This is a genomic window from Gordonia alkaliphila (genome assembly GCF_039542465.1).
Classification (GTDB): domain Bacteria; phylum Actinomycetota; class Actinomycetes; order Mycobacteriales; family Mycobacteriaceae; genus Gordonia; species Gordonia alkaliphila.
Window position 1 is genome coordinate 97606 of sequence record NZ_BAABIE010000012.1, and the last position, 23895, is coordinate 121500.

Annotated in this window: 30 protein-coding genes; 9 read left to right on the forward strand and 21 right to left on the reverse strand. The window is 69.3% G+C overall.

Translation table 11 applies throughout. The annotated features are described in order from the left end of the window. Positions 1-53: 53 nt before the first annotated feature. From ABD989_RS13375 to ABD989_RS13385, 3 genes are all read right to left on the reverse strand, one after another. Positions 54-1091, reverse strand: coding sequence for a hypothetical protein (locus ABD989_RS13375; protein WP_345313858.1), 1038 nt, complete (start codon positions 1089-1091; stop codon positions 54-56). Next, positions 1088-2230: a sensor histidine kinase gene (locus ABD989_RS13380; RefSeq protein ID WP_345313859.1), complete on the reverse strand. Its 1143-nt coding sequence runs from the start codon at positions 2228-2230 to the stop codon at positions 1088-1090. The genes ABD989_RS13375 and ABD989_RS13380 overlap by 4 nt, the downstream gene beginning before the upstream one ends. 107 nt (positions 2231-2337) lie before the next feature. Continuing rightward, positions 2338-2985, reverse strand: coding sequence for a DNA-binding response regulator (locus tag ABD989_RS13385; RefSeq protein ID WP_246996766.1), 648 nt, complete (start codon positions 2983-2985; stop codon positions 2338-2340). A gap of 168 nt (positions 2986-3153) precedes the next feature. Between ABD989_RS13385 and ABD989_RS13390 the strand changes: the two genes are divergently transcribed. Both ABD989_RS13390 and ABD989_RS13395 read left to right on the forward strand, forming a co-directional pair. Continuing rightward, a complete protein-coding gene (locus ABD989_RS13390; RefSeq protein ID WP_345313860.1) occupies positions 3154-3918 on the forward strand; it encodes an acetoacetate decarboxylase family protein in 765 nt (254 codons plus the stop codon). 61 nt (positions 3919-3979) lie between these two features. Continuing rightward, the gene (locus tag ABD989_RS13395; protein WP_345313861.1) at positions 3980-4492 is read left to right on the forward strand and encodes an MTB12 C-terminal domain-containing protein; all 513 of its coding nucleotides are present in this window, start codon (positions 3980-3982) and stop codon (positions 4490-4492) included. Positions 4493-4533: 41 nt separating this feature from the next. Here the strand turns inward: ABD989_RS13395 and ABD989_RS13400 are convergent, their stop codons facing one another. From ABD989_RS13400 to ABD989_RS13470, 15 genes are all read right to left on the reverse strand, one after another. Further along, positions 4534-5592: a hypothetical protein gene (locus ABD989_RS13400; protein ID WP_345313862.1), complete on the reverse strand. Its 1059-nt coding sequence runs from the start codon at positions 5590-5592 to the stop codon at positions 4534-4536. Then, positions 5589-6845: an ATP-binding protein gene (locus ABD989_RS13405; RefSeq protein WP_345313863.1), complete on the reverse strand. Its 1257-nt coding sequence runs from the start codon at positions 6843-6845 to the stop codon at positions 5589-5591. The genes ABD989_RS13400 and ABD989_RS13405 overlap by 4 nt, the downstream gene beginning before the upstream one ends. A 143-nt stretch (positions 6846-6988) precedes the next feature. Beyond that, a complete protein-coding gene (gene rpsQ / locus ABD989_RS13410) occupies positions 6989-7270 on the reverse strand; it encodes a 30S ribosomal protein S17 (protein WP_345313864.1) in 282 nt (93 codons plus the stop codon). Continuing rightward, entirely contained in the window at positions 7267-7500 is a 234-nt protein-coding gene (gene rpmC / locus ABD989_RS13415) for a 50S ribosomal protein L29 (RefSeq protein WP_005936737.1), read from the reverse strand. The genes rpsQ and rpmC overlap by 4 nt, the downstream gene beginning before the upstream one ends. Beyond that, entirely contained in the window at positions 7500-7916 is a 417-nt protein-coding gene (gene rplP, locus ABD989_RS13420) for a 50S ribosomal protein L16 (protein ID WP_246991971.1), read from the reverse strand. The genes rpmC and rplP overlap by 1 nt, the downstream gene beginning before the upstream one ends. A gap of 3 nt (positions 7917-7919) precedes the next feature. After that, a complete protein-coding gene (rpsC, locus tag ABD989_RS13425; RefSeq protein WP_246991973.1) occupies positions 7920-8729 on the reverse strand; it encodes a 30S ribosomal protein S3 in 810 nt (269 codons plus the stop codon). Positions 8730-8731: 2 nt separating this feature from the next. Next, complete coding sequence (gene rplV, locus ABD989_RS13430; RefSeq protein WP_345313865.1) at positions 8732-9142, reverse strand: 50S ribosomal protein L22; 411 nt, start codon at positions 9140-9142, stop codon at positions 8732-8734. Positions 9143-9145: 3 nt separating this feature from the next. After that, positions 9146-9427: a 30S ribosomal protein S19 gene (rpsS, locus tag ABD989_RS13435; protein ID WP_045823701.1), complete on the reverse strand. Its 282-nt coding sequence runs from the start codon at positions 9425-9427 to the stop codon at positions 9146-9148. 17 nt (positions 9428-9444) lie between these two features. Then, a complete protein-coding gene (rplB, locus tag ABD989_RS13440; RefSeq protein ID WP_246991979.1) occupies positions 9445-10281 on the reverse strand; it encodes a 50S ribosomal protein L2 in 837 nt (278 codons plus the stop codon). A gap of 32 nt (positions 10282-10313) precedes the next feature. After that, complete coding sequence (gene rplW / locus ABD989_RS13445; protein ID WP_246991981.1) at positions 10314-10619, reverse strand: 50S ribosomal protein L23; 306 nt, start codon at positions 10617-10619, stop codon at positions 10314-10316. A 2-nt stretch (positions 10620-10621) separates the two neighbouring features. Beyond that, on the reverse strand, positions 10622-11281 hold the full coding sequence (gene rplD / locus ABD989_RS13450) for a 50S ribosomal protein L4 (RefSeq protein WP_345313866.1): 660 nt from the start codon (positions 11279-11281) through the stop codon (positions 10622-10624). Next, on the reverse strand, positions 11278-11934 hold the full coding sequence (gene rplC, locus ABD989_RS13455; protein ID WP_246991985.1) for a 50S ribosomal protein L3: 657 nt from the start codon (positions 11932-11934) through the stop codon (positions 11278-11280). The genes rplD and rplC overlap by 4 nt, the downstream gene beginning before the upstream one ends. 14 nt (positions 11935-11948) lie before the next feature. Then, positions 11949-12254 (reverse strand): 30S ribosomal protein S10, encoded by a 306-nt coding sequence (gene rpsJ / locus ABD989_RS13460; RefSeq protein ID WP_003938093.1) that lies wholly within the window; start codon positions 12252-12254, stop codon positions 11949-11951. Positions 12255-12637: 383 nt separating this feature from the next. Continuing rightward, positions 12638-12793 (reverse strand): hypothetical protein, encoded by a 156-nt coding sequence (locus tag ABD989_RS13465; protein WP_246991987.1) that lies wholly within the window; start codon positions 12791-12793, stop codon positions 12638-12640. After that, positions 12790-12990, reverse strand: coding sequence for a hypothetical protein (locus tag ABD989_RS13470; RefSeq protein WP_345313867.1), 201 nt, complete (start codon positions 12988-12990; stop codon positions 12790-12792). Before ABD989_RS13470 ends, ABD989_RS13465 begins: the two co-directional genes overlap by 4 nt. 148 nt (positions 12991-13138) lie before the next feature. Here ABD989_RS13470 and ABD989_RS13475 point away from each other — a divergent pair, with 148 nt between their 5' ends. The 7 genes from ABD989_RS13475 (at position 13139) to ABD989_RS13505 (ending at position 20339) form a co-directional block, all read left to right on the forward strand. Then, positions 13139-14779 carry an acyl-CoA synthetase gene (locus ABD989_RS13475; protein ID WP_345313868.1) on the forward strand — a complete coding sequence of 547 codons (1641 nt, stop codon included), beginning with the start codon at positions 13139-13141 and terminating at the stop codon, positions 14777-14779. 137 nt (positions 14780-14916) lie between these two features. Next, on the forward strand, positions 14917-15669 hold the full coding sequence (locus ABD989_RS13480) for a succinate dehydrogenase cytochrome b subunit (RefSeq protein ID WP_345313869.1): 753 nt from the start codon (positions 14917-14919) through the stop codon (positions 15667-15669). A gap of 1 nt (position 15670) precedes the next feature. Further along, the gene (locus tag ABD989_RS13485) at positions 15671-17590 is read left to right on the forward strand and encodes a fumarate reductase/succinate dehydrogenase flavoprotein subunit (protein WP_345313870.1); all 1920 of its coding nucleotides are present in this window, start codon (positions 15671-15673) and stop codon (positions 17588-17590) included. A 7-nt stretch (positions 17591-17597) separates the two neighbouring features. Beyond that, on the forward strand, positions 17598-18347 hold the full coding sequence (locus tag ABD989_RS13490; protein ID WP_345313871.1) for a succinate dehydrogenase/fumarate reductase iron-sulfur subunit: 750 nt from the start codon (positions 17598-17600) through the stop codon (positions 18345-18347). Between the two features lie 16 nt (positions 18348-18363). Next, on the forward strand, positions 18364-18840 hold the full coding sequence (locus ABD989_RS13495) for a hotdog fold domain-containing protein (protein WP_345313872.1): 477 nt from the start codon (positions 18364-18366) through the stop codon (positions 18838-18840). Between the two features lie 99 nt (positions 18841-18939). Further along, positions 18940-19680: a DsbA family protein gene (locus tag ABD989_RS13500; RefSeq protein ID WP_345313873.1), complete on the forward strand. Its 741-nt coding sequence runs from the start codon at positions 18940-18942 to the stop codon at positions 19678-19680. Continuing rightward, positions 19677-20339 carry a vitamin K epoxide reductase family protein gene (locus ABD989_RS13505; protein WP_345313874.1) on the forward strand — a complete coding sequence of 221 codons (663 nt, stop codon included), beginning with the start codon at positions 19677-19679 and terminating at the stop codon, positions 20337-20339. The genes ABD989_RS13500 and ABD989_RS13505 overlap by 4 nt, the downstream gene beginning before the upstream one ends. On the opposite strand, the gene mftG is transcribed toward ABD989_RS13505, so the two are convergent. Genes mftG through mftE form a run of 3 tightly spaced genes read right to left on the reverse strand, consistent with a single transcriptional unit; the run spans position 20318 to position 23769 of the window. Next, on the reverse strand, positions 20318-21643 hold the full coding sequence (mftG, locus tag ABD989_RS13510; protein WP_345313875.1) for a mycofactocin system GMC family oxidoreductase MftG: 1326 nt from the start codon (positions 21641-21643) through the stop codon (positions 20318-20320). The genes ABD989_RS13505 and mftG overlap by 22 nt on opposite strands. A gap of 3 nt (positions 21644-21646) precedes the next feature. Further along, the gene (gene mftF / locus ABD989_RS13515) at positions 21647-23047 is read right to left on the reverse strand and encodes a mycofactocin biosynthesis glycosyltransferase MftF (protein WP_345313876.1); all 1401 of its coding nucleotides are present in this window, start codon (positions 23045-23047) and stop codon (positions 21647-21649) included. Beyond that, a complete protein-coding gene (gene mftE, locus ABD989_RS13520; protein ID WP_345313877.1) occupies positions 23044-23769 on the reverse strand; it encodes a mycofactocin biosynthesis peptidyl-dipeptidase MftE in 726 nt (241 codons plus the stop codon). Before mftE ends, mftF begins: the two co-directional genes overlap by 4 nt. Positions 23770-23895 lie beyond the last annotated feature (126 nt).

Sequence of the window (23895 nt, forward strand, 5' to 3'; positions counted from 1 at the left end):
CCCGCCGGGGCCTACGTCAATCCTCTGGACGACTGACACCGCAGGCGCTCTCGTCAGGCGCGGATCGCGCCGGTCAGATCGAACTCACGACGACGCTGTCCGTCGTCGTCGACCACGGACAGCGTGGCCAGCAGGTCGCGGCCGGGCGGGAGCAGTCGAACGGTGACGCCGTCGCCGGCGCCCGCTCGACCGAGCGCCGCCACGGTCTCCGCACGCAGGAGCTGCAGCCGCGCGGCGACCTCGTCGTCAGTGGCACGCAGGTCGTCGAGCAGCACCACGCGGGCTCCGCGCGCACGCGCAGCCCACACCTCGGCGGCGATATCCAACAGTTCGAGTCCCGGCGCTCGGATACGGTCCCGCAGCGCCGCCTCGACGAGGCCGCACTCCGCGATGCGCGGAGGGTCGAGCGCACCGCCCAGGGCGATCTGCTCGAGCAGCGGCCGTGCCCGCTGTTCGAGATAGGTCAGCTGCCGTTCTCGCACTTCCATCGCTCCCTGGGCTGCGGCCTGCGCCACCACCTGGCGTTCGGTCTGCCGGCGCAGCGCGTGAATCTGCTCGGCCCGCGGCCGGACCATCACTTCGAAGAAGGTGGCGAGCAGCAGCACCGCGGTGTTGGGCATGACCGCGGCGACCAGCGCCGGATTCGGCCCGCCGATCTGTGCCGCGAACACCGTGACCGCCACGCTGAGGAGGAAGCCGGCCCACGCCGAGCCCAGTCGTCCGCGCACGCAGATGAAGGCAAGCACCGTCACCACACCGCCGGTCAGCGTCGCGTGCGCCATTCCGGGACGCTCCTCGGTGGCGACGGCGCCGACCAGCATCGCCGCCGACGGCAGGACGGTGGCCACCGCGGTGGCTCGCCAGTCCATGCGTTCACCCGGGGCGATCAGGACCAACAGCCCGGACACACCGAGCAGCGCCATGGCCAGGACGTAGGATCCCGGCGACGTGACGCCGCTGCCGGTGAGGCCGAGCACCAGGTACACCACGAGGAGCCCAACGGCCAACAGACCGGCGCTCGGCGACTGCATCCCGATGATCGCCGACAGATCGTGTCGCGCAGGCAACCACCACTCGCGTCGCTGCATCACTGACGGCTCCAGCGGAGACGGACCGTCGTGCCCTTGCCCCGCACACTGCCGAGTGCTGCGCTGCCGCCCGGAATGCCCTCCAGCCGCGCCCGGATACTCACCTCGATGCCGAGCCGTTCCGGGGGCACCTCGTCGAGGTCGAAGCCGTCGCCATTGTCGGCGACCGTCAATAGGATCCAGTCGGGACCCGCCTCCACCAGAATGGCCCGTTCCGCGTCGGCGCCGGCATGCATCACCGAATTGCGCAGGCCCTCGCCCATCGCCTCGGCCATGGCCCGCACCGCGTATTCGGGATAGCGCGGCACTGCTTCGTCCAGGCCTTCCTTGTTCACCACGCCTAGCGACGCATCGGCCTCGATCGATGTCGCCAGGGTGCGCAGCCTGGCCACCGTCTCGGCGATGGACAGTTCCGCATCGGCGGAGTCGGGACCGTCGTCGGCGATCAGTGCGAGTTCGTGCAGCGCCGATCGCGCCTGCTCGGCGAGCCGCTGATCGGGCTCGCGGGACTTGGCTGCCAGCAGGGTCGCGATCACCTGATCGTGGATCAGCGCGTCGAATCGGGAGCGCTCCGCGTTCCGAGCTGCGGCGCCGGCCGCCTCCGCGGCGGCGCGAATGGCCGTCGCGCGCGTCTGATCGAGGAGTCGACCGACGCGGATTACCATGCGGAAGGCCACCACGAACGGCGCGGTGAAGGCGATGCTCCACAGGGCCTCCTGCCACAGCACCTCCAGTCCGGCACCGCGGGCGGCCTCGATGATGGCCGCACGTGCCAGCGAGCAGGCGATCAGCATCAATGCCGCATCGCGCAGTCGGTACAGCGCCAGCGCGAGTGCAGGCAGACCGGCGAAGTTGATCAGCCAACTGACCTGCTCCACTTCGGTGGTCTCGCCGCCCCACGCCAGGAACCAGCATCCGGACGCCGCCAGATAGCCGACCCCGCAGAGGTAGGCGAATACCGGGTGGAGGGCCGCGGACCGCACACGGAACGTCGCGAACATCATCAGCGCCGCGGGCACGAAGGCGGCCACCGCGGCAACGGGTGCGAACCAGTCGGCGACCAGACCGGGCGGCTGACCGAACGTCGGGAGCGAGATCAGGAAGTAGACGCCGAAGCCCGCGGCCACGAACCGCGCCAACATGACCAGGAGCCGATCGGTTTCCGTCCGTCCCGAGACGATGGCTCCGCGGACACCGGTCGCCCTCACGTCGCCCCCTCGCCGATCACTGCGTAACCACGACAGCGCGACTATGGCTGGTACCCGTCGTCGGAGACCGACCGCTGCGGCATAGGCAGCCAGCCGTCTTCCACCGCCCGCTTGAACAGGTCGAGTTTAGTACGCGTCGGACGGCCGGCATCGGCGTATTTCTGGCGAATCCGCTTGAGATATTCGTTCACGGTGTCCGGTGCGACGCCGAGCTCGGCGCCGACGCTCGCGGACGTGCCGCCGGAGGCGTACAGGGTGAGCACGCGCTGCAGTTGGGGGCTCAGGTTCACCGCAGCCAGGTTCGGGTCGCCGTCGATCGCGGCCGCCCACTCGGTGGTGAGCACTTCCTCCCCGTGGCCTGCCGCGCGGATCGCATCGACGATCTCCTGCTCCGATGCCGACTTGAGCACCACGCCCAACGTGCCCGCACGCGCCGCAGAACGCAGTAGATCCGGGTGCTCGCCGGAGGTGTAGACCACCGTGCCGATCTGGTGCTCCGCCAGCCGACTGACGTTCTCCATCGGCGTGGTCCCGTCGCCGAGCCGTAGATCCAGCAGCACCACGTCGAGGTTGCGGGTCTGATCCAGCAGTGCGCCCACCGTGGTGGCGGAGGTACTGAGCTGCAGGTCGGGGACGTCTTCCAGAATGCGTTCGATACCCCACACCGGCGACCGGTGATCGTCGACCATCCCCACACGCAGGACGGTGCTGTACTCCTTCGCGGACACGGTCCCCTCCGTCTATTCACGATCCGAGGCACACACTCCGGTATGGATACCGGGGTCGTACACTTTGGTCTGCACAGTATCTGGCGGATACGACAACTCGGACCACTGTCACATCTATCCTTGGCAGACATGACCGCCAACCACTCGTACGACATCCTGGGCGCCACCGTCGCCCTCCCCGTGCAGATCCGCTCGGCCCGCTGCTTCGTGGCCGGATACACCGCGGACGCCGAGGCGGTCGGCCGGGCGATCGCCGAACGCGGCACGGCGGGGCTGCGTCCTTTGCAGATCCGTTCCGGCCGCGCGCTGTGCATGCTGGTCTTCGTCGAGTACCTCGACGGCGACCTGGGTCCCTACCACGAATTCGGAGTCTGTTTCCTGGTCGAGGACCCGGCCGCACCGGCCTCCTCCAGACTGGGTGCGCTGCGTGCGCTCGGCCGCGGCGACGCGCACGCCCTGATCCACGAACTGCCGGTCGATGGCGACTTCACGAGGGCGGCCGGCCGAGGCATCTGGGGCTTTCCGAAGACCATGGCCGATTTCGACGTCGACCACACGAGCCGCACCAAACGCGGCCGGGTGTCCGCGGACGGGCGACTCATCGCCGAACTGATCGTCCGGCCCGGCATCCCGGTGCCCGGCGCCGGTTCCGATACTGTGCTGCAGTCGTACTCGCAGCTCGACGGCGTGACGCGTCGGACCCCCTGGCGGCTGGGTTCCACCACCGGTACGCGGACCCGGCTCGGCGGAGCCGCCCTGACCCTCGGCACGCATCCGATCGCCGACGAGCTGCGCGCCCTGCGACTGTCCCGGCACGCTCTCACCAGCAGTTCGGTCGCCGATCTCACGATGACCTTCGACGCTCCCCACCTCCTGGACGGCGACCGGGGCTAGTCCCGCACCCAGCGCGCAGGGTAGGTTAGGTTCACCTGACCATCGCATGAAGGATCTGAATATGCAGAAGACCCTGCGCAAGCCCGTTCTGGCCGTCGCCGCTCTCGCGGCCGGTGCCGCCATCGCCCTGACCGGCTGCTCCAGCGACAGCACCGACAACGCCACGAGTAGCGCCGTCTCGGCCGCGACATCGGCCACCGACCAGGTCAAGGCGGCCGTCGACGGCCTCGACAATGCCCAGGCTCAGGACATCCTGCGCAAGGCCGTTGACCCGGCCACCCCGGCCGCCGACATCGACAGCGTCGTCGACGCCGCCGATCCGGCGACCACGGCGGCACTGATGGGCTTCGCCAAGGGCTCCTCGGCCGCCGGCTACACCCCCGACGTCTACACCGTGACCTCGGTGGCCACCGCCGACAAGGTGGACGGCAAGGACGCGGCGACGGTGAACATCTCGGTGAAGTCCCCGCACACCCCGCAGCCGATCGACATGCCCCTCGTCTTCGTCAAGGTCGACGGCACTTGGAAGCTCAGCAGCGACGCGGTGACCCAGCTGGCCGCCATGGGCCGGTAGGTCGCCCGACCACCAGCCGCACGCTTCTCCGGCCGCGCCGATCACCCCGAGGTGGTCGGCGCGGCCGTTCCGTCGGCGGACACGGCCCACCGGTACAGCGGTTCACCGTCGGGTTCGACGGTGACCACCGCAACCGGCTCCCGTCCCGGTGGCAGCACCCGCGCCGTCAGTCGGCCGGCCGGCAGCACAGCGAGTTCGTCGACGACGACCGAGGTGACAGTACGGAGCACCGCCCGCTTCTGCCGTTCGCCGAGCGCCGCGGAGCCACCGTCGTCGAGCAGGGTGACGGTGATCTCGCGCTCGCGGGCGACCCGCACCGCAGCGGCCAGATCCGGATCGTCGAGCACGGCGCCGCGGATACCGTCGCGCAGGCCCAGCTCCAGCAACCGCACTTCACGCAGGTCCGCGTCAGTCAGCGGCAGCTCCGCCGCGACTCTTCGCAGCAGAGGACCGGACTGGGCCAGAAGACGTTCGATCCGCTCACTCCGACGACTGCGCGACGCCCGCGCCGTCCGCGTCCGGTCCGCGGCCTCCCGGCGTCGGCCGGTGAGTTGCACAAAGTCGTTGCGCACCCACTGCAACAGCACCGCGGTGGCCGAGATGGCCAGAAAGGTGACGCCCAGCGCCACCGGGTACGCGATACCCACCCACCCGGTGAAACCGAGCAGCCGCGCCGCCACCAACTCCGCCGCACCGATGCCGGCGAAGCAGCCCCACGCCAGCCAGGGAGCGCCGCGAAAGACCATCAGCACCATCGCCAGCACACCCGCCGAGATCATCGGATAATGGCCGGTGATCGACGGCGGATCGCCCACCGCGATCGAAGCGCCGCCCAGAGCGGCGCTGGCGAACAGCCCGACCACGGCGCACCACCGCCGCGAGCGCGCCATCCGCGCATCCCACCCGAACACGAGCTGGATCAGCACCGCGGACACCGCGATCACCGCGCCGGCCGTCAGCCACCAGTAGGCGGTCGGGTGCCGCGTCGGCGCGATCACCACCGGCACGGTGCCCACGAGTGCGAGGACAGCCAGGACGAGTGCCGCCTGCACGGCCCGCCAGGGCCGAGCCGCGGCGCCACGCGCCCACGTGGCCGTCATGCGGCCACCGGCCGCTGCCACCGCAGCCGCACCCTGGTCCCCGAACCGGGGACACTCTGCACGTCGGCGCTGCCGCCGGCCAGTCGGTCCATGCGTTCACAGATCGCGATCGGCAGGCCGATCGCCGTCGGCGGCAACTGCTCGACGTCGAACCCGACGCCGTCGTCCACCACGTCGACGACCACTTCGTCGGCACGCAACACGATCATCGCCACACACGTCGCCGTCGGTCCGGCGTGCAGCCGAGCGTTGCGCACCGCTTCCACTGCCGCATCCGACAGCGCTACGGCCGCCGCGAACGGGTACTCGGCCGCTACTGCGGAGTCGATGTCGACCTGCACCGCCTCCGCCCCACCGACCTCGGCCACCGCTGTGCTGAGCTTCTGGGCCATCTCGTCGCCGGTCAGCGGCAGCGCCGGCGCTTCGGCATCGGCCACCACCGTCCAGTTCTCGAGTTCCTCGAGCGCCACCCGGGCCTGCTCGGCCGTGTGCGCGTCGATGCGGCCGGACGGCAATTCCGCCAGGACCGCGATGATGCGGTCGTGCACCAGTGCGTCCAGCCGCTGCCCCTCCCGATCTCGCGCGATGTACCAGCTGCCCTGCCGCGCCGCGAGCAGCGCACGACTCCGCTCGCGGTCCGTCCGATCGGCGATCACCATCACCGCCCACACCAGTGCGAGGTACACCAGGGTCACACTCAGCGACCACAGCGTGGCCATCACCAACGCCGCATCCAGGCGGCCGTAGCTGAGTTGCCCGACCCCGATCGCCCCGATCGTCACGCAGGAGATCAGGGCCAGGACCGCGAACCCGGGACGACGGACCAGGATCAGCGCGACCGCGGGCAGGTGGACGTAAAAGCTCTGCAGAATAGGCCGGTCCGCCACGCCGAGCAGACCCAGGTCCGTACCCGTCCACGCGAACTGCCACGCGATCACCGACGACAGGCACGCGGCCCAACTCAGGAAGGCGACCATCGTGCAGACACCCGAGCGCCCCATCAGCGCCGCGGTGAGCCACGCCAACGCGCAGACGAGCAGTCCGGTCAGGTGCAGCAGCGACCACCAGGAGGCCGCCAGCAGATAGTACTCGTCGTAAGAGAGGACGACGAGAACGAACAGGGCCGTGTAACCGGCCGCCAACATGAAGCTCCCCAACCGCTGGGCCATCGCCGCCGACGAGATTCCGCCGGCACCGAACACCCACGTCGGGGTCAGGGCGTCAGGGCGCGCGAGAAGGCCGCTGGGCGTCACAGACGTCCTTTCCGCATGTCGAAGTGATCGTCGTCGCAAGGGTACTCCAGAGCCCCGCGACCACCCCGGGATGCAGAGCGGCCCGGCTCCCTCGGGGGGAACCGGGCCGCTCTGATGCTATCGCTCGACGTGCGAGAGGAGACCTACTTGGCCTTCTCCAGCACCTCGACGAGACGCCAGCGCTTGGTCGCCGACAGCGGTCGGGTCTCCATCAGACGAACGCGGTCGCCGATGCCGGCCACCTGCTCTTCGTCGTGCGCCTTGACCTTGCTGGTGGTGCGGATGATCTTGCCGTAAAGCGGGTGCTTCACGCGATCCTCGAGCTCCACCACGATGGTCTTGTCCATCTTGTCACTGACGACGTAACCGATCCGCTCCTTGCGGCGGTTGCGCTCTTCCACGTTCACGTTCTGGTCCTCACTCATGCGTCGTCACCTTCCGGACCGGACGCCAAGCCCAGCTCACGTTCGCGCATGACGGTGTAGATACGTGCGATCTCGCGACGCACGGTCCGCAGGCGGCGGTTGTTGTCGAGCTGGCCGGTGGCCATCTGGAAACGAAGGTTGAAAAGCTCTTCCTTCGACTCCTTCAGGCGGTCGACCAGATCGGTGTCGCTGAGCTCACGGAGCTCACCAGCAGCGATTCCGAGTGCCATCAGAACTGCTCCTCTCTGGTCACGATCCGGGTCTTCATGGGGAGCTTGTGCTGTGCGCGACGCAGGGCCTCGCGAGCGGTCTCCTCATTGGGGTAGGTCATCTCGAACAGGATGCGACCCGGCTTGACGGGGGCGACCCACCACTCGGGCGAACCCTTACCGGAACCCATGCGGGTCTCGGCCGGCTTCTTCGTGATCGGACGGTCCGGGAAGATGTTGATCCAGACCTTGCCACCTCGCTTGATGTGGCGGTTGATCGCGATACGAGCGGATTCGATCTGACGGTTGGTGATGTAGGCGCTCTCCAGCGCCTGGATGCCGTAGTCACCGAAGGTGACCTTGGTGCCGCCCTTGGCCCGACCCTTGAGGCTCGGGTGGTGCTGCTTGCGGTGCTTGACCCGACGAGGGATCAACATGCCTCAGCCCTCCTGGTTCTCGGCCTGCTCGGGAGCAGGCGCGGTGGCTTCCGCGGTGACCGCAGCGCGGCCGGCCTCGGTGCTGGTACCGGTGGTGCCGGACGCACCGCTGCGACGCGGGCGGCTCGGCCGACGCGAACGACGGTCCTCGGCTGCCGGAGCGGCCGCAGCCTGCTCGCGACGTCCACCGACGATGTCGCCCTTGTAGATCCACACCTTGACGCCGATACGACCGAAGGTGGTCTTCGCCTCGAAGAAGCCGTAGTCGATGTCGGCGCGCAGCGTATGCAGCGGCACGCGTCCCTCGCGGTAGAACTCCTTGCGGCTCATCTCGGCACCGCCCAGACGACCGGAGCACTGGACACGAATGCCCTTGACGCCCGGCTGACGCATGGCGGACTGGATGGCCTTGCGCATTGCGCGACGGAACGCCACGCGGTTGCTCAGCTGCTCGGCGACACCCTGGGCGACGAGCTGCGCATCCGCTTCGGGGTTCTTGACCTCGAGGATGTTCAGCTGCACCTGCTTGCCGGTGAGCTTCTCCAGCTCGCCACGGATGCGATCGGCTTCGGCGCCGCGGCGACCGATGACGATGCCCGGACGGGCGGTGTGGATGTCGACGCGGACCCGGTCACGGGTGCGCTCGATGTCGACACCGGAGATGCCGGCGCGCTCGAGGCCCGTGTTCAGGAGCTTGCGGATCGCGACGTCTTCCTTGACGTACTCGGCGTACTGCTTGTCGGCGTACCACCGGGTGTTCCAGTCGGTGGTGATGCCGAGGCGGAAGCCGTGCGGGTTGATCTTCTGGCCCATGCTCAGGCTCCCTTCTTCTTCTGCTGACGCGAGCGCTTGCGATCGGCGACCTCGCCGACGCTCGACACCACCACGGTGATGTGGCTGGTCCGCTTGCGGATCCGGAAAGCACGACCCTGAGCACGCGGCTGGAACCGCTTCATGGTCGGGCCTTCGTCGGCGAACGCTTCGGTGATCACCAGGGTGCGACGGTCCAGGCCGAGGTTGTTCTCGGCGTTGGCGACGGCGCTGGCGAGCACCTTGGCGACCGGCTCGCTGGCGGCCTGCGGGGCGAACCGCAGGATGTCCAGTGCCTCGTCGACGTTCTTGCCGCGGATCAAATCGATCACGCGACGCGCCTTCATAGGCGTGACACGGACGAACTTGGCAACAGCGCGTGCGCTCTGCACTTCGTTTTCAGTCTGAGTACTCATGGTTTACCGGCGCTTCGCTTTCCGGTCATCCTTGATGTGACCCTTGAAGGTGCGGGTAGGGGCGAACTCGCCGAGCTTGTGACCCACCATTGAGTCGGACACGAACACGGGCACGTGCTTGCGACCGTCATGGACCGCAAAGGTGTGACCGATGAAGTCGGGGATGATGGTCGAACGACGGGACCAGGTCTTGATGACCTGCTTGGTGCCCTTCTCGTTCTGCACGTCCACCTTCTTCAGAAGGTGGTCGTCGACGAACGGGCCTTTCTTCAGGCTACGTGGCATTTCTTACCTCCTCCTAGTTATCGCTTGTTCTTGCCGGTACGACGACGACGGACGATCATCTGGTCGCTGGCCTTGTTCTTGCGGGTGCGGCCTTCCTTCTGACCCCACGGGCTGACCGGGTGGCGACCACCCGAGGTCTTGCCCTCGCCGCCACCGTGCGGGTGGTCGACCGGGTTCATCACGACGCCACGCACGGTCGGGCGCTTGCCCTTCCAGCGCATACGGCCGGCCTTGCCCCAGTTGATGTTCGCCTGCTCGGCGTTGCCGACCTCGCCGACGGTGGCGCGGCAGCGCACGTCGACGCGACGGATCTCGCCCGACGGCATACGCAGGGTCGCGTACGGACCCTCCTTGCCGAGGAGCTGGATCGAGGCGCCGGCACTGCGAGCCATCTTCGCACCGCCGCCCGGGCGCAGTTCCACGTTGTGGATCTGGGTACCGGTCGGGATGTTGCGCAGCGGCAGGTTGTTGCCGGGCTTGATGTCGGCGTTGGGGCCGGACTCGACGATGGTGCCCTGCGTCAGGCCCTTGGGGGCGATGATGTAGCGCTTTTCGCCATCGACGTAGTGCAGCAACGCGATCCGCGCAGTGCGGTTCGGGTCGTACTCGATGTGAGCGACCTTGGCGTTGATGCCGTCCTTGTCATTACGACGGAAATCGATCAGGCGGTAGGCACGCTTGTGCCCGCCACCGCGATGCCGGGTGGTGATCCGGCCGTGTGCGTTACGACCACCGGTGCTGTGCAGCGGGCGGATCAGCGACTTCTCCGGATGGTCACGGGTGACCTCGGAGAAGTCGGCACCGCTGGAGCCACGACGGCCCGGCGTTGTCGGCTTGTACTTACGAATAGCCATTTGTCTTAAGTCCCTCTCTCAGAGCGCGCCGGTCAGGAGACCGGGCCCCCGAAGATCTCGATGGGATTGCTGCCGTCACGCAGCGTCACGATGGCGCGCTTGGTGTCCTTGCGCTTGCCGTAGCCCGAGCGGGTGCGCTTGCGCTTGCCCTGGCGGTTGGCGGTGTTGACGCTGTCGACCTTCACATCGAAGATCTTCTCAATCGCGATCTTGATCTGGGTCTTGTTGGCATCCGGGTGGACCAGGAAGGTGTACTGGCTGTCTTCCTGCAGGCCGTAGGCCTTCTCCGAGATCACCGGCGCCAGAATGATGTCACGCGGATCAGCGTGGGTCGCCATTCTCAGGCCTCCTTCTTGGTGTTCGCCTCGATGAAGGCGTTCAGCGTCTCGACGCTGAACACGATCTCGTCGGCGTCCAGGACGTCGTAGGTGTTCAGCTGATCCGGAGCGATCGCGTGCACGTTCTTCAGATTCGCGATGCTCTTGCGGGCAGCGTCGTCCTCGCGGCTGATGACCACGAGGAACTTGCGGCGAGCGCTGAGCTCCTCGAGGAAGGTGCGTGCCGACTTGGTCGACGGCACCTGGCCGGCCACCAGTTCGGTGATCACGTGGATCCGCTCGTTACGCGCACGGTCAGACAAAGCACCGCGGAGTGCGGCGACCTTCATCTTCTTGTTGACCTTCTGCGTGTAGTCGCGCGGCTGCGGACCGTGAACGATGCCGCCGCCGACGAACTGCGGTGCGCGGATCGAACCCTGACGGGCGCGACCGGTGCCCTTCTGGCGGTACGGCTTCACGCCGCCGCCGCGGACCTCGGCGCGCGTCTTGGTCGAGTGCGTGCCCTGGCGGCCTGCGGCCTGCTGGGCGATGACGACCTGGTGCATCAGCGCGATGTTGGCGGTCTGATCGAACAGGTCGGCCGGCAGCGCGACGGTGCCGTTGGTGGCACCGCCCGGAGCGCGGACGTCCAGCGTCAGCTTGGTTGCGGTTTCGGTGCTCACTTGTCGCCACCCTTCACTGCGTCGCGAACCACCACGATGCCGCCCTTGCGGCCGGGGATCGCGCCCTTGATCAGCAGGAGACCGGCCTCGGCGTCCACCTTGTAGACGGTGAGGTTCTGCGTGGTCACCTTGTCGTTACCCATACGACCGGCCATCCGCATGCCCTTGAACACGCGGCCCGGGGTGGCGCAGCCACCGATGGAGCCGGGTGCACGGTGCACGCGATGCGCGCCGTGGGTGGCATTCATACCGGCGAAGCCGTGACGCTTCATGACGCCGGCGAAGCCCTTGCCCTTCGAGGTGCCGGTCACGTCGACCTTGACACCGTCGGCGAACAGGTCGGCGCCCAGTTCCTGACCCACCTCGAACGCCGCGGCATCCGCGACGCGGATCTCGGCGAGGTGGCGACGCGGGGTGACACCGGCCTTGGCGAACTGGCCGGCGACCGGCTTGCTCACCTTGCGGGGGTCGATGGCGCCGTAGGCGAGCTGCACGGCGCTGTAGCCGTCGCGCTCGTCGGTGCGGAGCTGGGTGACGACGTTGCCGCCGGTCGCGATGACCGTCACCGGGACGACCCGGTTCTGCTCGTCGAATACCTGAGTCATACCGAGCTTGGTGCCCAGCAGACCCTTCTTTGCAATCTGGTTGCTCATTGTCTAATCCCCCGTCACTGAATGTTGACGTCGACGCTGGCCGGGAGGTCGATGCGCATCAGCGCGTCGACCGTCTTCGGCGTCGGATCGAGGATGTCGATGAGTCGCTTGTGCGTGCGCATCTCGAAGTGTTCGCGGCTGTCCTTGTACTTATGCGGCGAACGGATAACGCAGTACACATTCTTTTCGGTGGGCAACGGCACCGGGCCGACCACGCGTGCACCCGTACGGGTCACGGTCTCGACGATCTTGCGCGCAGAAGCGTCGATCGCCTCGTGGTCGTAGGCCTTGAGCCTGATGCGGATCTTCTGTCCCGCCACGCTTGTGTCCTCTTCCGTCTCTATGTCTCTCGACGAACAGAACACCGCGTGGACTCAACACCCGCTCATATCGATGCGGGCGGCAACGGAGCCACACATGACCAACACCCGTTTGACTTGGGCGCGATCGACGCTGTTCTTTTCGTCGTTGTACGCTGCCGGACCCGAAGGTCCGACGCTGGTGATTCACCAGCCGGTTTCCCCGGCACCCGCGGTCGGGCGTGTCGGTCCGTAGCTTCGAGACGAAGCACGCGTTACACGCCCGGGTCCACGTTTCGTGTCCCGGAGAAGTGTCATCGCCTCGCGAGGAGGCAACCTGACTAGTATGCACCACGCCGCCAGCCTGCACAAATCCCTGCCGGAGCGGAATCGGGTCGACTGCGTCACACCCGCCGCAGCACGTAGGCGGTGTAGCCGTACTCCCCACCGTAGTCGCGGCGCACCGCTATCTCCGCCCGCGCCGACGCCAGCAGATCGTCGTCGACGCCCTGTGCCGCGAACTCGTCGAGGAACGGCCGGTGCGTGTCGACGGCGGTCACCGTGCCACCGGTGAGCTCGGCGAGCCGGATCGTCGACGACCCCGGCCCGGAGCCGATGTCGAGGACGGGCGCGGCGGCAGTGGCCCGGCCAGGCGCAGCAGCAGGTCGGTGGTCGCCGCCGAGCCGGGCGCCTGCCGGGGCAAGCCCGCGTGCAGTCGAGCGAAGAAGGCGTACAGGTCAGATTCCTTGTCGGCCATGCCATTCAGGGTCGCACAGCGTTGCCGCACCACAACGGAAGAATCCGACGAAGGCCCTGGTGCGCGACGCGCGGTCACAGTAACGTGAGCCAGCACACAACTAGGTGCAAACAATGAGACGCGGCGTGAGCCGGGAGTCAGGGGATCCATGTCGAAGCTCGGAACGATCATCGAGTCACTGTCGGACGCCGTCGGGGCGGTGAAGGTGATGAGCGGTTCCGGCGCCATCGACTTGAGCAATCCGAAGCGCGTGATCGGCATGGTCAAGTCCAACAAGCTGATCGGCCCCACCGCCACCGTGCTGGCACACAAGGCGATCGACATCCCGGATGCCCCCGCGGTGAGCGACGAGCACGGCACCTTGACCTGGGCGGAGTTCGACGCGCAGGTCAACATGCTCGGCAACGCCTTCCTGGGCGCGGGCCTGCGACCGGGCTCGGTGGTCGGCATCATCGCCCGCGATCATCGGGCCGTGCCGATGGCGCTGTGCGCCGCCGGACGCAGCGGGGTGCGCCTGGCCATGATGAACACCGGCTTCGGCGCTACCCAGTTCGCGGAGGTCGCCACCCGCGAAGGGGTCGAGGCGATTCTCTACGACGAGGAGTTCAGCGAGCTCGCGGACACCCTGCCCGACGACCTGCTCCGCATCGTCACCTGGACCGACGGCGAGCAGCCGATCCGCGCCGACGCGCGCACCCTCGATGACATCGTGGCCGCCGGCGATCCGACGCCGCCGCCGATGCCGGAGGCCTTCGGCGGCATGGTGATCCTCACCAGCGGCACCACCGGCCTGCCGAAGGGCGCCAGCCGCAACAAGTTCGCCCCGTTCGCCAGCGCCCTGATCCTCGATCGCATCCCGCTCCCGCGCAACGGCTCCATGGTGATCGTGTCCCCGATCTTCCACTCCACCGGCTTCGCGCTCTGGGGCGTCGGGTTGGGACTGGGCAACGAGACGGTCCTGATGCGGCGGTTCGACGCCGAGAAGACGCTCGCCGCGATCGAGCGGCACCGTTCGCAGGCACTGGTCGCAGTGCCGACCATGCTGCACCGGATGATCGCCCTCGGCCCGGAGGTGATCGGCAAGTACGACCTGAGCAGCCTGGAGACGGTCGTGGTGGCCGGCTCGGCGCTCTCCCCCACGCTGTGCGAGGAGTTCCAGGACGCCTTCGGCGACGTTCTGTACAACCTGTACGGCTCCACCGAGGTCGGCGTCGCCACCGTCGCGCAACCCGCCGAGCTGCGCAGGGCGCCGGGCACCATCGGCAAGCCGCCGGTGACCAGCCACATGGCCCTCTTCGACGACGACGGCCGGCGCATCACCGCGACCAACACCAAGGGCCGCCTGTTCGTCCGCACCGGAGCCCCCTTCGAGGGCTACACCGACGGCCGCAACAAGGACTTCATCGACGGCTACATGTCCAGCGGCGACATGGCCTACGTCGACGACGACGGCCTGTGGTTCATCGCCGGCCGTGACGACGACATGATCGTCTCCGGCGGCGAGAACGTGTACCCGCTGGAAGTGGAGAACCTGCTCGCCGAGCACCCGCACGTGGACGACGTCGCGGTGATCGGCGTCGACGACGACGAGTACGGCACCCGGCTGCGCGCCTTCATCGTCCTGGCCGAGGGTGCACCGGAGGATCCGGACGCTCTCCGCGCCCATGTGAAGGCCAACCTGGCGCGCTACAAGGTGCCGCGCGACGTGGTCTACATCGAGGAGCTGCCGCGCAACCCGACGGGCAAACTGGTCCGTCGCCTCCTGCCGACCGGCCCGCTGGAGGCCTGAACTCCCGCGAGACGAGTCGCTTCCCGCGAAAGGTCGCTGTTCCCGCGGGCCCCACGGAGCCCGCGGGAGCGGACTCGTCTCGCGGGAACGGCGCGGACTGGCCCGCGGGCGCGCGGCGGTGGGCTAGCGTCGGCGCCATGGGATCGTCTTTGCCGCCGGTATCGGTGCCGGCACCGCGGTCGACGACGCCGGCGCCGCGGCAGCGCGCGCCGTGGCCGTCGAACGTGACGCTCAAGGTGACGATGGCGCTCACCGGCACCGTGTTCGCGCTCTACGTCCTGGTGCACATGATCGGAAACCTGAAGGTCTACACCGGGGCCGAGCACTTCGACGCCTACGCGCACTGGCTGCGGACGCTGGCCGAACCCCTGCTGCCCTACGAGGGCGCGCTGTGGATCTTCCGCGTGGTCCTGCTGGCCTGCCTGGTGGCGCACGTGGGCGCCTCGGCACTGATCGTGGTCCGCGCCCGCCGCGCGCGCGGCCGCGTGCGGCGCACCGGCATGGGCTGGCGACGCCTCCCGGCGACCCTGATGCCGTACACCGGGCTAGTCCTGCTGGTCTTCATCGTGGTGCACATCCTGGACCTGACCACCGGCACCCGACCGGTGGCCCCGGCCGGGTTCGTCGACCCCACGCAGACCTCCTCGGACGCCTACCAGAACCTCACCGAGAGTCTGCAGCGCTGGCCGATGGCACTCTTCTACCTGTTCGTGATGGCCATCCTGTTCCTGCACCTGGTGCACGGACTGTGGACCCTCGCCAACGACTTCGGCGTCACCGGCCAACGCACCCGGCAGGTGTGGGCGCTGGTGGCGCTGGTCGCCGCCGGCGCGGTGGCACTGGGCGACCTGAGCATTCCGATCGCCGTCCTGGCCGGATGGGTGGGCTGACATGGAAGAACTGCTCCGCTCCGGCGCACCCGCGGGCGACCCGGCCACCGCTTGGGCCCGCCGCCGCGACGACTACCGACTCGTCGGCCCGCTGAACCGCCACAAGTTCTCGGTGATCGTGGTCGGCACCGGACTGGCCGGCGCCGGCACCGCCGCCGCACTGGGCGAGCTCGGCTACCGCGTGCACGCCTTCACCTTCCACGACGCCCCGCGGCGCGCGCACAGCGTCGCCGCGCAGGGCGGCATCAACGCCGCGCGCGCCCGCAAGGTGGACAACGACTCGGTGCGGCGCTTCGTGGCCGACACGGTGAAGGGCGGCGACTTCCGCGGCCGCGAGGCCGATGCCTTCCGGTTGGCGGAGGAGTCGGTGCGGGTGATCGATCACCTCAACGCCCTCGGTGCGCCCTTCGCCCGCGAGTACGGCGGCGCGCTGGCCACCCGCAGCTTCGGCGGCGTGCAGGTCTCGCGCACTTATTACACGCGCGGGCAGACCGGCCAGCAGCTGCAGGTGGCCGCGACCGGAGCCCTGCAACGCCAGGTCGCGGCGGGCAACGTCACCCTGCACACCCGGCAGGAGATGCTCGACCTGATCGTCGCCGACGGCCGCGCCCAGGGCATCGTGGTGCGCGACCTGGTGACCGGACAGATCGGCGCGCAGACCGCGCACGCGGTGGTGCTGGCCACCGGCGGCTACGGCACGGTCTTCTTCCAGTCGACGCTGGCGCGCAACTCCAACGCCACCGCCGCCTGGCGCGCGCACCGGCGCGGGGCGCTGCTGGCCTCGCCGTCGTTCGTCCAGTTCCATCCCACGGCGCTGCCGGTCAATGCGCCGTGGCAGACCAAGACCACGCTGATGAGCGAATCGTTGCGCAACGACGGCCGGATCTGGGTGCCGCGCCGCGCCGGCGACGACCGCCCGGCGAACACCATCGGAGAGGACGAGCGCGACTACTACCTGGAGCGCAAATACCCGACCTACGGGAACCTCACCCCGCGCGACGTGGCCTCGCGGGCCGCACGCGAGCAGATCGAGGCCGGGCACGGCGTGGGGCCGCTGCGCAACAGCGTCTACCTCGACTTCGCCGACGCCCGCGCCCGCCTCGGCAAGGCCGTGCTCGCCGAGCGCTACGGCAACCTGTTCGACATGTACCGCGACGCCACCGGCGAGGACCCCTACGAGGTGCCGATGCGGATCGCGCCGGCGGCGCACTTCACCATGGGCGGACTGTGGTCGGACTACGACCTGATGACGTCGATCCCCGGGCTCTTCGTCGGCGGCGAAGCCGGGTGGGGATATCACGGCGCCAACCGGCTCGGTGCCAACTCGCTGCTGTCGGCGTGCGTGGACGGCTGGTTCACGCTCCCCTACTCGGTACCGAACTATCTGGCCGGCCTGCTCGGCGAACCGGTGCCGGCGTCCGACCACGCCGCCGTGCGGCAGGCCGCGGCCGACGTGCACGCCCGGATCGAGGCGCTGACCGGGATCGGCGGCAGCACCGGACCCGCGGTGTTCCATCGCGAGCTCGGCGAGATCCTCTACCGCGGCTGCGGCGTGGCTCGCAGCGCGGCCGGCCTGCGCACCGCCGTCGACGAGATCGACGCGCTGAGCCGTCGCTTCTGGTCGGACCTGCGGGTCACCGGCGGCGCCGGCGCGTTCAACCAGCAGCTCGAGCACGCCGGCCGGGTCGCCGACTTCCTCGAACTGGCGCGACTGATGTGCCTGGACGCGCTCGACCGCGACGAGTCGTGCGGCGCACACTTCCGCATCGAGCATCAGACGCCCGACGGCGAGGCCCTCCGCAACGACGACGACTGGTGCTTCGCCTCGGCCTGGGAGACGACGCCGGACGGGACCGCGGTGCGCCACCGCGAGCCGCTGACCTTCGACGCCGTCGGCCTGGCCACCCGCAACTACCGATAGGACGCCCGTGAACATCACCGTCGAAGCCTGGCGCCAGGACCGCCCGGACGCCCCCGGCCGCTTCGAGAGCTACGTGGTCGCGGGCGTCACACCGCAGATGTCGCTGCTCGATGTGCTCGATCTGCTCAACTCCCAGCTGGTGGCCGCGGGCGACGAGCCCGTCGCCTTCGACTCGGACTGTCGGGAGGGTATCTGCGGCGCGTGCGGGATCACCGTGAACGGCCGGCCGCACGGCCCGGTGCCGAACACACCGTCGTGCCTGCAGCACCTCGGACAGTTCCCGGAGACCACGCACTTCCGCGTGGAGCCGTTCCGCGCCAACGCCTTTCCGGTGGTGCGCGACCTGGCGGTGGACCGGTCCGCACTGGACCGGGTGATCCAGGTCGGCGGTCACGTGGACGTGCTGACCGGGCAGGCCGCCGACGCCGACGCCGAACTGATCGGCCACGACACCGCCGAGCGGGCCCTCGACTTCGCCGGCTGCATCGGGTGCGGCGCGTGCGTGGCCGCGTGCCCCAACGGCTCGGCCCATCTGTTCGCCGGCGCCAAACTGCTCCACCTGTCGCAGCTGAGCTACGGCAAGCAGGAGCGCGGACGCCGCGCCCGCGCGGTCACCGGCAGCCTCGACCACGACTTCGGCCCGTGCTCGAGCTTCGGCGAATGCGCGCAGGTCTGCCCGGCGGACATCGATCTGTCCGCGGTGGCCGCGGTGAATCGGGAGGCTGTGCGCGCGGCCTTCCGCCGACGACCTGACTGAACGGTAAGGTAGGGCCATGGCTACCGAATCACCGACGTACTCCCTGCGTAAGCGCCTGCCCGCGAATCGTCTCGGCAACACCCTGTTCTCGCTCGGCATGGTCGCGCGGGTCCCCTACTTCGGCACGGTGCTGCCCATGGTCCAGGAGATGCGGCCCGGCTACTGCCGCGTGTCGTCGCCGAACTGGTTCGGCGTACACAACCACCTCGGCACCTTCCACGCCATCGCCGCCTGCAACCTCGCCGAGGCCGCGATGGGCATGCTGATGGAGGCGACGACGCCCACCAGCCACCGCTGGATCCCCAAGGCGATGAACGTGCAGTACCTGGCCAAGGCGAAGACCCGGCTCACCGCGCACGCCGAACTGGCCGAGCCCATCGACTTCACGGCGATCGACGTCGGCGCCGAGGTAGTGGTGAGCATTCGGATCTGCGACACCGGCGGCGCCGAAGTGGTCCACGCCGACATCACCACGTGGGTCACCCCCGCCTGACCCCGGCCCTACGCTGCTCTCAGGTACGACAAGTAGTGTTATGCGCGACAATTCCCCCGCCGTTTCCGCGGGGTGTACACGTGACGAAGGACCAATGCCTTGAGTGCCAACCGTGTGATCGATCCGCGCGCTGCTGAGAAGCGCCGCTCCCTCCTCATCACCTTCGCCGCCGTCATGGCGCTCGTCGTGATCGCCGCCGGCGTGATCATCTGGGCGGTCAACCGCGGCGACAGCGGCAGCGGCGGGACGGCGGTTCCGACGGCGGGGGTCACCACCGACGACGCCATCCGCGTCTCGGCTGCGCCGGCCGGCACCACTCCGCCGGTCGTCATCACCGTGACCGAGGACTTCCAGTGCCCGGCGTGCAAGAGCTTCGAAGAGCTCATGGGGCCGACGCTGAACAGTTTCAAGGACAATCCGCAGGTCGCCGTCGACTACGTGGCGATCAACATGCTCGACAGCATGTCGTCGACCGAGTACTCCACGCGCGCGGCCAACGCGTCGATGTGCGTTGCCGAGAACACCGGCAAGGACGGCGACTTCGCCACCTGGATGAAGTTCCACAACGCGCTGTTCGTCTCGCAGCCCGCCGAGGGCGGCGCCGGCCTGTCCGACTCGCAGATCATCTCGATCGCCAAGGAGTCCGGCGTCGAGGGCGTCGACAGCTGCATCAAGAACGTCGAGTACCGCAACTGGATCGACGAGACCTCGGCGAAGGCGATGAGCCAGCCGGGCTTCGAAGGCACTCCGAGCGTCCGCATCAACGGCGACGTGGTCCAGCTGAGCACCCCCGACGACCTGCAGGCCCGGGTGAACGCCATTCTCGAGGGCGCTAAGTGACCTCCGCGGTCGACGCGGACGCCGGTGGTGACGCCGGGCCGGATCGCGAACCGGCCACGGCGGCCGACACCTCCGCCGTCCACCCGCTGCTGGCGCTGCGCCCGATCGGTGCGGTCTCCTCGTGGGTGATGCTGGTCTGCGGCATCCTCGGCATGGCCGGATCCGCGGCGCTCTCCATCGAGCGCGTCGAACTGTTCAAGAACCCCGCCTACTCGGCGTCGTGCAATTTCAGCCCGGTGCTGTCGTGCACGTCGGTGATGAAGACCGAGCAGGCAGAGTTCCTGAGCTTCCCGAACCCGTTCCTCGGGCTGCCCGCGTTCGCGGTGATCCTGGTGACGGCACTGCTCTCGCTCGGCAAGATCGCGCTGCCCCGCTGGTACTGGATCGGCCAGACCCTGGTCACCGCGGTCGGCTTCGTGTTCGTCAATTATCTTGCCTTCCAGAGCATTTACCGCATCGGCGCGCTGTGCCCGTACTGCATGGTGGTCTGGACGGTCACCCCGATCATTCTGGTGTTGAGCTTGTCGCGCGCCCTCGGCGACGGCCCGCGCCTGTCTCTGGTGCGCGACGCCTCGTGGATCGTGCTGGCCGCCTGGTACCTGATCGTCATCATCGCCGCCGGTGAGCGGTTCTGGTACTACTGGAAGACTTTGTTCTGACCGGTTAGTTCTTCAGCGATCGCCCACGCGACCATCGCGATGGTCGCGTGGGGGCCGCTGTGGACGGGCCCGGGCAGTACCGACCCGTCTACCACCCGCAGCCCGCGCAATGCGCGGAAGCCGCCGAGGTGATCCACGTCCGGTCCGTCGAGGGGCAGGGTGCCCGTCGCATGTTGGGACATGCCGATCGTCGGATCGATCTCGATCGAGCCGGGCACCACGAGTTCGGTGAATTCCGACGCCGCCAACATCTGCGCGACCTGCGCTGCGCCGCGGTCCATCCGGGCCCGCGACTCCGGGGTCGGCACCCCCAGATCCAGACCTGCTTCGTCGACCACGCCGCGGGTCGGCTCGCGCAGGTCGGTCACGCCGATCGGCACCCCGCGCTCCGCGTGCCCGCCGATGAAGCGCGCGAAATCATCGCCGTAGCACCGGATCTCGAGGCCGTCGTCGCTGTGCACCACCGACTGCAGCAGCGCCGGTGCCTGCACGCTCCGCCGCGGCGTGAAGCGCACCAGCCGCTCCGCATGCTCGTGGGTCGGCAAGCGCGGCAGCCCGAGGGCGCGCAGGACCTCACTGCGCAGCAGCAGGTCCGCGGTACCGAGTGCGCCGGCCGCGAGGATCACGTCGCCCGCGGCGACGTGCTCGGCGCCGATCCGAATCCCGTGCACGCGCCGGCCGTCGTGCACGATCTCCGCCACCGTCGTCTCGCCGAGCACCGTGAGCCCGGGCGTCGGGGACGCCAGAAAGGCGTCGGCGGCGGTGAACCGACGGCCCGCGCGCCGATTGCTCCGCACGCGGACCAGTCCGGGGCGCGACCACGCGCCGAGCTCCGGCGGCCCCGACCTCGGCGTCCAGTACCGCTCGAAGGCCGCGGCGACGTCGCCGAGTTCATCGTCGGCGAAGGTCGAGACGCTCATGGCGCCGCCCCCGGCGGCACCGCCGTCGAGCGCGGTGAAGGCCGCGGCACACCGTTCGGTCGTCCACCACGAGGGCCACGCGTCGAAGTCCGCGAGGTGCGGCCGAAGGAAGTAGCCGCCGTTGATCGCGGCCGAACCCCCGAGCCCGCGGCCGCGGACCACCGGTCGGCGACGAATCTCGGCCACCGGTGCACTGCGTTCCGGATCGTCGAGGGGCAGCCGGGTCAGCGCCGTGATCGACGGATCGGGCGGGGCCCCGGGGCCGCGTTCGACGAGCAGTACCGACCGATCCCCGGCCGCGGCCAGCCGACCGGCCACGATGGCGCCCGCGGTGCCCGCACCGACCACCACGACGTCCACCGACGTCGGCGGTTGCGCGGCCATCGGTCAGAGCCTCAGGACCGGAACCAGGGCCGCCGGACTCGCTGCGGCCAGCACGCCCTGCCACAGGCCCGCACCGTAGGCCAGGTCGTCGAGCCTGCGCATGAGGACGAAGCCGAGCGGCCCCACGGCCGGGGACCTCGACTGCAGCACTTGATCGCGCAGCCACCAGACGGCGCCCTCGGCCACCGCCAGCTGCAGCACCACCCGACGGAAGCGTGGCATCACCAGCGCCGCAAGCAGAGTCAGCGGCCAGTAGTGCCGCAACAGGGCCTGGCTGGCCTGCAGCAGACCCCACCCGATGCCGCGGCCGGTCGCCGACGCCGCGATCACGTCGCGCCCCGGGATCCCGGCGAGCAGCTGCCGGGTGCGGTACATGGAGTACAGCGACACCACCGACGCGAGCAGCAGGCCGATCCGCGTGCGAGTCATCAGGCCGACCACGGCGAGCGCCATCGCCGCCGTCGCCATCACCGGTGCCGCCGTGGTGCCGTGCCGACCGGCCAGCTGCGCGGCACCGGTCCCGTAGTAGCGCCGACGGTTCAGCAGCTCGCGCAGCGACTCGCGATGATCGTGGCGGACGTGCGCGATCGGGTCGTAGTACACGCGCCACCCGGCGGCGTGGGTGCGCCAGCAGAGGTCCACGTCCTCGGCCACCCGCAACGACTCGTCGAAGCCGAGGAACGCGGACCGACGGACCACCATCGCCGCGCTGGGGACGTAGGCGAGCGCGGTGCCGGGGGCGACCGGCGCCTCGGTCGGTCCCATGTCCAGGGAGGAGTGCGCGTTGGCGTAGCGAGCCACCACCGAACCGCCCGACGGCAGGCGTCGGCCCACCACGCGGGGAGCCACGATGGCGACCTTCGGATCGGAGAAGTGCCCGAGCAGGATGATCAGCCAGTCCCGCGTGGGCACGGTGTCCGAGTCGAGGAAGGCGACGAACTCGGTCTGCGCGGCGGCCAGTCCGGCGTTGCGCGCGGCGGCCGGGCCGCGGTTGACGTCGAAGCGGATCAGCGTCACGCCGTCGGGCACCCGCAACGGCACCGCGGAACCGTCGTCGACCACGATCACCCGCCGGCCGCCGAGGGCGGCCAGCATGGTGTCGACGCCGGATTGGTTGTCGCGCACCGGAATCACCACGGTCACCGCATCGGTGTTCGGTCCGTTCATCGGGCGCGGCAGGCCGATACCGGAGTCCAGCAGGGTGCGTGCGAGACCGCGGGTGGCGGCGTCGTGCACGGAGATCCGACCGTCCGCCGAGGTCATGCCCAGCGCCGCATCGGAGAGCTTGAGGACGCGGGTGGGCGATCCCCCGACCAGGTAGCGCAGGTCGCCGTTGCGCACGCACCGCCGGTCGATCTGCACCTCGAAGCCGTCCGGCAGCGCCGTCTCGGCGGGCCCGGTCACCGCAACCGCCCCGCGTCGTCGACGGTCCACTCGGTCAGCGCGCGAGCCAACGTCGCGGCGACCTCCTCGAGATCCCGCGCGCCGTGCGCCGGATCGGCGCCGATCGGATCACCGAGCACCCCGTTCGGACTGACCCCTGCCGTGCCGACGGCACGCAAGTCGTCGAGCAGGTCGACGATGGGCGCGGTGTTCCCCGCTTCGGCCCGATCCATCCGCACGCGGTCCGGCGAGATGTCCAGCAGCACAGCGGTTTCCGTGCGTCCGGCATGCGCATCGGCGCCCGGGAAGGCGCACGGGAACCAGGCCGCGTCCCGACTCTCGGCGCGCAGCTGCGCCACCGCCGCCATCACCGCGGCGCCGTTGCCGCCGTGCGCGTTGACGAAGACGAGGCGCTGCGCCCACCGGCACGCGCTGCGTCCGAACTCCAGCAGCAGCAGGGTCAGCGCCTCGGTGCCGATCGAGATGGTGCCGGGGAAGCCCTCGTGTTCGCCCGAGGCCCCGTACTCCACGGTCGGCGCCAGCAGGACCCGCGGCGCCGCGGAGGCAGCCGTGCCGAGTGCCGCCACCGCGCGGGTGGCCACCGCCTCGCCGATGCGGGAATCGGTGTCCAACGGCAGGTGCGGCCCGTGCTGTTCGAGCGAGCCGACGGGAACCACGAGCGTCACCGCGGCACCGGCGAGGTCGGGCCACACCGTCGAGGCGAGTCGCGGGACGGCGTTCATTGCGCCGACTCTACCGACGCGCGCGCGCCCGGTGAACCCCACCGGGCAATGTTCGCCCACTGCGCGTACCGCCAGAACCAGCGACCACAGGAGTTGCCTGCCTCACAGCTGTGTAATGCTGAAGTC